This is a genomic window from Janthinobacterium sp. FW305-129 (genome assembly GCF_020858115.1).
GTDB lineage: Bacteria > Pseudomonadota > Gammaproteobacteria > Burkholderiales > Burkholderiaceae_D > Janthinobacterium.
Genome location: NZ_JACYMM010000004.1, coordinates 478,327 through 485,144 on the forward strand (window position 1 = coordinate 478,327; position 6,818 = coordinate 485,144).

The following is a 6,818-nucleotide window of genomic DNA, read 5'->3' on the forward strand; positions in this document are numbered from 1 at the left end:
CGCTTAACCAAAAATTGTTCTCGCGGGTATAAAACGCGTGCTGCGCGGTCAAGAAACTCACGCATTCTCACGCTATATTGTTTTCGGCCGGCCTTGCTGTCGCGCCTTGATACCTACAAAAACAGTCTTGGAGATAATGATGAATTGCACTTTGAAACCGATGGCCCGCGTGGTCGCCGGCTGCGTCGCCACGCTTGCCCTGGCCGCCTGCGGCAACGACACCAGCAGCGAGCAATACACGCAGCCCGTATTCGGCGCCACCAGCTACACCCAGTTGAAAGTCGACGGCTATACCTTCAAGGATATGAACCGCAACGGCAAGATCGACCCGTACGAAGACTGGCGCCTGCCGGCCGAGGCGCGCGCCGACGACCTGTTGTCGCGCATGAGCCTCGATGAAAAGGCGGGCCTGATGATGCACGGCACGGCGCCCACCGTGTCCGACCCTTCCGGCATCGGCCTGGGCGGCGCGTATGACCTCACGGCCCTGCAGGACCTGATCGTCAAGCAGTACGTCAACACCTTCATTACCCGCATGGCTGGCGACACGGCGAATATGGCGGCCCAGTACAACAAGGTACAGGCGCTGAGCGAAACCTCGCGCCACGGAATTCCCGTCTCCATCAGCACGGACCCGCGCCACCATTTCCAGTACACGGTGGGCGCCAGTGCCGGTACCAAGGGTTTCTCGCAGTGGCCGGAAACCCTGGGCCTGGCCGCCATCGGCGACGATGCGCTGGTGCGCCGCTTCGGCGACATCGCGCGCCAGGAATACCTGGCCGTCGGCATCACGCAGGCGCTGTCACCGCAGGCGGACCTGGCCACCGAGCCGCGCTGGTCGCGCATCAACGGCACCTTTGGCGAAGACGCCGACTTGGCCAGGCGCATGGTGCAGCACTATATCGAAGGTTTCCAGGACGGCAATACGGGCTTGCATGACGGCAGCGTGGTGGCCGTCGTCAAGCACTGGGTCGGCTATGGCGCCACGAAAGAGGGCTACGACGGCCACAATTACTATGGCCGCTACATGACCTACCCTGGCAATAACTTCGCCTATCACGTCAAGCCGTTCGAAGGAGCGTTCACGGCGAAGGCGGCTTCCGTCATGCCGACCTACGCCTTGCCGGATGGCAATATCACCATCGACGGCATCACTTTGGAGCAAGTGGCGGCCGGCTTCAGCAAGACCATGCTGACGGATCTGCTGCGCGGAAAATACGGTTTCGAGGGCGTGATCCTGTCCGACTGGGGCATCACGTCCGACTGCGACGCCAACTGCCGCAACGGCACGGCGCCTGGTGTGGCGCCTTCCTTCATCGGCTTCGGCACGCCGTGGGGCATGGAAGACGCCACCAAGGCCGAGCGTTATGTAAAAGCCGTGACGGCGGGGATGGACCAGTTTGGCGGCGTGACGGAAGCGCCGTATCTGACGCAAGCCGTGCAGCGTGGCCAACTGACGGAAGCGCGCATCAACGCCTCGGCGCGGCGCATCCTGATCCAGAAATTCAAGCAGGGCCTGTTCGAGCATCCGTTCGTCGATGCGGCCAAGGCGGCCAGCACGGTGGGCAAGGCGGAATTCGTCGAAGCGGGCCTGGAGGCCCAGCGCCGCTCGCTCGTCTTGCTGGAAAACAAGGACAAGGTCTTGCCGCTGGCCGCCACCGTCAAGAAGGTCTACCTGTACGGCATCGATGCGGCCGTGGCGCGGCAGTATGGCTACACGGTGGTCGCCACGCCGCAGGAAGCGGACGTGGCCCTGCTGCGCGTGGCCGCGCCGTATGAAACCCTGCACCCGAACTACATCTTCGGCAGCATGCAGCACGAGGGCCGCCTCGATTACGTCGACGGCAATGCCGACTACGAGGCGATCAAGAACGCGGCCAAGTATGCGCCGAAGACGGTGGTCACCGTGTACCTGGACCGCCCGGCCATCCTCGGCAACGTGCAGGACAAGGCCAGCGCCATCCTCGCCAACTTCGGCGTGAGCGACGGCGCGCTGTTCGACGTCCTGACGGGCAAGGCCAAGCCGCAAGGCAAGCTGCCGTTCGAGCTGCCGTCGTCGATGGCCGAAGTGCAGGTGCAGAAATCGGACGTGCCGTATGACACGGCCCATCCGCTGTACAAGTTCGGTTACGGGCTGGGGTACTAAAACGCTGCTGTTCAGGCTTGCTGGCGCCAGGCATGGCTGTCCAGGGCGTCGATAAAGCGCGCCAGCGGCCAGTCTTGCGCCAGCGCTTCGCGCATCAGCTGCTGCTGCGTGGGCGGCGCCATGCCGTCGATGGGCTGGTCGCGGTCCAGGTTGCTGGGGAAGGCATAGCCTTCGGCACAGGCGGCGATCGCGTGGCCGACGCCAAGATCATCCAGGGCGCCCTGCGCGCGCAGCGCCTGCAGGGCCGGATACAGGGCCGCGCTCATGGCGCGGCGGTCCAGCGTTTCCATGGCGCGCCCGAACGGCGACGACACTTGCAGCAGCTTGGCCATGCGGCGGATATCGGGCGAGCGGTTATGCCCGGCCGCGTGGAACAGGGCGGGATTGAAGAACACGGCGTCGCCTTTCGACAGGGGCAGCTGCACGCAATGCTGCGCAAAATAGTCGCGGAACGGCCGCTGCTGCCAGGCGAGAAAACCGGCGCGGTAGCGCTGCGAGCCGGGCAGGTACAAGGTGGGGCCGGAGTCCAGCGGCATGTCGCAATGGGCGACTGCGCCCTGCAAGGTCAAAAGGGCCGACATCTGGTGTACGGGCGCCGGGTAGGCGGCGCAGGCGGCGGCGCTCTGAAAGCCCAGGTGGTAGTCGCGGTGCGGCGCCTGCGCGGCTCCGCCCGGGTTGACGACGTTCACTTGCGCCGTCATCTGGTAGGCGGGACCGAGCCAGGCCTCGGCGATCCACGCAAAGACGGGATTGGCGTAATAGCGCGCAAAGGCATCGGGCGCGCGCAGGCACAGCTTTTGCTGGGCATTCCAGATGCGGTCATTCGCGCCAGGTTTGGCGAAATGGTCGCCGGCCGCCTGGCCGCTGGCATGCTGTTCGGCGATCAGCGCGTGAAACACGCGACTCACCTGTTCCAGCGTCTCCATGTCGATGACGGCGCGTTTCAGTACGATGACGCCGGGCCCGTCCATCAGCGCCTGGCCCCATTCGGCCTGCAGCGCGCGCAAAGCCAGCGGCTTGCCGGCCAGTGCGCGCACCTGGTCGCAGTCGTAGACGAGGATGTTTTCTTCCACCGCAGCGGCGTGGGGATAGTCGGCCAGCGCCGTGGATAGGCTGACGGTGCGGATGAAGTCCTGCAGGTCGCAGTGTTTCGGCGTCAGCCAGTAGGGGGCGGGCGGCGCGGCGGTGGCGGTGGTGGGCATGCGGTGTCTCCTGATGTTGTAAAAATAAGTTGTAGAATCAGTATAGGGATGAAAATCCGCATTTATCATCAAGAAATCCATCAAAAAACCATCAATTCCTTAAAATGGATATGGCATGACGCATCCTTTCCCCGTCAAGGTCGTGGCGCTGCAGGCCGGCGTCAGCGTGGCCACGGTCGACCGCGTCATCAAGCAGCGCGGGGGCGTGCACGCCAATACGGTGCGCCGCGTGATGCAGGCGCTCGACGAGCTGGCGCGGCAAAGCACGCAGGTGGGCCTGTCCGGCAGAAAATTCATGCTTGACGTGCTGATGGTGGCGCCGCGCCGCTTTACGGACGCCGTGCGCGCCGCGCTGGAGGGCGAGTTGCCGTCGCTGCATCCGGCCGTGCTGCGCTCGCGCTTTCACCTGCATGAAACGCTGGACGTGGGCGGCATCGTCGGCCTGCTCGAGCGCATCCGCAAGAACGGCAGCCACGGCGTGCTGCTGAAAGCACCGGACTTGCCAGCAGTGGCGGAAGCGGTGAACCGGCTGGCGGCGGCCGGCATCCCCGTGGTGACGCTGGTGACGGACTTGCCGTCCTCCGCGCGCCGCAGCTATGTGGGCATGGACAACCGCGCGGCGGGCGAGACGGCCGCCTACCTGGTCGGCCAGTGGCTGGGCAGCCGGAAAAGACAGCAGGTGCTGGTGACCCTGAGCAGCAACCGCTTTCATGGCGAGGAAGAGCGCGAGATCGGCTTTCGCCGCGCCCTGCGCGAACGGCACCGCCACTTGTCCATCGTCGAAGTGAGCGAGGGCCACGGCATCGACGGCGCCACGGGAGCGCTGGTGCGCGAAGCCCTGGCCGCGCACCCGGGCATCGCCGCCGTGTATTCGATCGGCGGCGGCAATGCCGCCATCGTGCAGGCGTTCGCGCAGGCGGGCCGGCTTTGCCAGGTCTTCATCGGCCACGACCTCGACGCGGACAATGTGGCGCTGCTGCGCGCGGGCGCCATCCACGCGGTGCTGCACCACGACCTGGGCCAGGACATGCGGCGCGCCTGCCAGGAGGTGTTGCGGGCGCAGGGCGCGCTGCCGGCCCTGGCGCAGCCGCAGCCGCTGTCCGCCATCCAGATCGTCACGCCGTGGAATCTGCCGGCCCTGAATTGACGGCCGCCCGGCTTGCTGGCCCGGGGCTGACGGCAGTGCGCGCCGCATGCCATACTGGCGTCCTTCAACGATGACGAGGGTATGGCGGCATGTGGCGTGGGATCGTATCTGGTTTGCTGGCCGGCGCCTTCTGGGGCGCCGTTTTCATTGTGCCCGTCCTGCTGCCGGATTTTTCTCCGGTCGAGCTGATGGTGGGCCGCTACGTCTGTTACGGTGCGCTGGCGGCCGGGCTGATGCTGCCGCGCCTCCTGCCCCTGCTGCGGCGCTTGCGGCGCGGCGACTGGCTGGCCATGCTGCGCCAGGCGCTGGCCGGCAACGTCGTGTATTACCTGCTGCTGGCGTATGGCGTTAAGCTGGCCGGCGTGGCGCCCACTTCGCTGATCATTGGTTTACTGCCCCTGAGCGTGACGATTGTCGGCCGCAAGGATCATGGCGCGCTACCGCTGCGCCGCCTGGCCTGGCCGCTGCTGGCGGTGGCCGCGGGCATCGCCTGCATCAATGGCGATATCTTCAGCCATGCGGGCGGCGCGGACGGCGCCAGCCTGGCGCGCAAGCTGGCCGGCGTGCTGTGCGCCATCGGCGCGCTCGCCTGCTGGACCTGGTATGCGCTCGACAACGCCCGCTTCCTCAAGCGCCACGCGCATGTCAGCTCCGTGGAGTGGGCCATGCTGTATGGCCTGGCCAGCGGCGTCATCGCGCTGGCCGTGGGCGCCGTGATGCTGGCGCTGCAGCAGGCAAGTGGCGCCGATGACGCCCCGGCGCGCGACTGGCCCCGCTTCTGGCTTGTGTGCCTGCTGCTGGCGCTGGGCGCTTCCGTGATCGGCAACTACCTGTGGAACCTGGCGTCGCGCCTGGTGCCGGTGACCTTGTCGGGGCAGCTGATCCTGTCGGAGACCCTGTTCGCGCTGCTGTACGGCTTCGTCTACGCGCAGCGCATGCCGCGCCTGCTGGAGTGGGCGGCGATGTTCTTGCTGACGGCGGGCGTGCTGTGGTCCGTGCATGCGCATGCACGGCAGGAGGCCGGGGCTTGACGGACGCGAGGGCGGCCAGCGCCGCCCTCCGGCGCGCTGAGTCTTACTGGACTTCCGCGATCACCATCATCGCGCGCTGGCTGCCCAGGATCAGCAAGACTTGCAGTGGCAGCGCGCCGTCCGGCAGGCGGGTGACGGCAAAGGTCTTGCTGTCGGCGTTGTAGCTGATCCACGCCGGCAGCGGCGCGCCATCGGCCAGGGTCGCCTGCACGGGCACGCGGTTGACAGCGGCCGCTTCGACGATCTGCGCCGGCAGCGGGAAGCCGAAACCATTGCCTGCATCGGCGATCTCCTTCGGTATCGAGACGGCGATTGCGCCATTCTGCTGCAGCGACGCTGGCCTTACCAGCGACACGCTGATGCCGGGTGTGCTGGTCAGCTTGAGCACCGTGCCGGCTGCCAGGGCGGGAAGGGCCGGTGGCGTGCTGCTCAAGCCGGCGTCCGCGGACGGCAGGTCCCCCAGCGGCGGCATGCTCAGGCCGGGCGCCACGCGCTGCTGCGCCAGCGGCAAGGCCGGCAACGGTGGCACGGGCACGACGACGGGCGGCGGCACCTGGACGGCGGCATCGAGGATGTCCGCGCTGAGGCCCTGCGGCTGGCTCAGGGTGTAGTTGGCCGCATCCGCCCCCGCCAGCGCATAGCCGTTGACGCTGACCGGCTTGGCCTTGCCGGCAGTGGCATCGGCAAAGCTGGCGCCAGGCGTGCCGGCGAGGGCGACGTCGTCCTCGCCGAAGACATTGATGACCGCCGTGCCGCCCAGGCTGGCCACGGCATTGCCGTCGAACGTCTTGTTGTTGGCGTGAACGCCTGTCACAGCGACCTGGGCCGGAGTGATATCGCCCGCCAGGCCAGTTTGCTGGCCGATGGCGTAGTTGCTGTCGCTGGAGGTATAGCCGGCCAGGGTGATGGCCTTGCCCTTGCCCACATTCTTGTCGGCGAACTGGCCGCTGCCATTCCCGCCCACGGTGACGGTTTCACCCTCGAAGCCCGACACCACCGGGGTGCCGGATAGCGCCACGCCGCGCGTGCCGTCGTAGGTCTTGGGCGCCGCCAGGCTCAAGCCGCTCACCTGCAGCACGGCCGGCGTGATGGTGGCCGTCAGGCCCGCCGGCTGCTGCAGCAGGTAGTTGCCGTCTTCCGTCGTGTAGCCGCTGACGGTGACGGCCTTGTTGACGCCCGCGTTCTTGTCGGCGAACAGGCCCGTGCCCGTGCCCATGATGGTGACCACGTCGCTGCCGAGCGCCTGCACGGTGGGCGTGCCCGTGATCAGGGCGTTGCGCGTCGTGTCGTAG

The 6,818-nt window shown here is 66.9% G+C and carries 5 protein-coding genes; 3 read left to right on the forward strand and 2 right to left on the reverse strand.

What is annotated here, in order from left to right:
• Positions 1-139 precede the first annotated feature (139 nt).
• A complete protein-coding gene (locus IGS61_RS11060; protein ID WP_230539628.1) occupies positions 140-2,146 on the forward strand; it encodes a glycoside hydrolase family 3 protein in 2,007 nt (668 codons plus the stop codon).
• Between the two features lie 11 nt (positions 2,147-2,157).
• On the opposite strand, the gene IGS61_RS11065 is transcribed toward IGS61_RS11060, so the two are convergent.
• Entirely contained in the window at positions 2,158-3,348 is a 1,191-nt protein-coding gene (locus tag IGS61_RS11065) for a phytanoyl-CoA dioxygenase family protein (protein WP_230539629.1), read from the reverse strand.
• 115 nt (positions 3,349-3,463) lie between these two features.
• On the opposite strand from IGS61_RS11065, the gene IGS61_RS11070 reads away from it, so the two are divergent.
• The gene (locus tag IGS61_RS11070) at positions 3,464-4,495 is read left to right on the forward strand and encodes a LacI family DNA-binding transcriptional regulator (protein WP_230539630.1); all 1,032 of its coding nucleotides are present in this window, start codon (positions 3,464-3,466) and stop codon (positions 4,493-4,495) included.
• A gap of 89 nt (positions 4,496-4,584) precedes the next feature.
• Entirely contained in the window at positions 4,585-5,526 is a 942-nt protein-coding gene (locus IGS61_RS11075; RefSeq protein WP_230539631.1) for a DMT family transporter, read from the forward strand.
• Between the two features lie 43 nt (positions 5,527-5,569).
• Here the strand turns inward: IGS61_RS11075 and IGS61_RS11080 are convergent.
• On the reverse strand, positions 5,570-6,818 hold a 1,249-nt coding region (locus tag IGS61_RS11080), incomplete at its 5' end, for a YDG domain-containing protein (protein WP_230539632.1).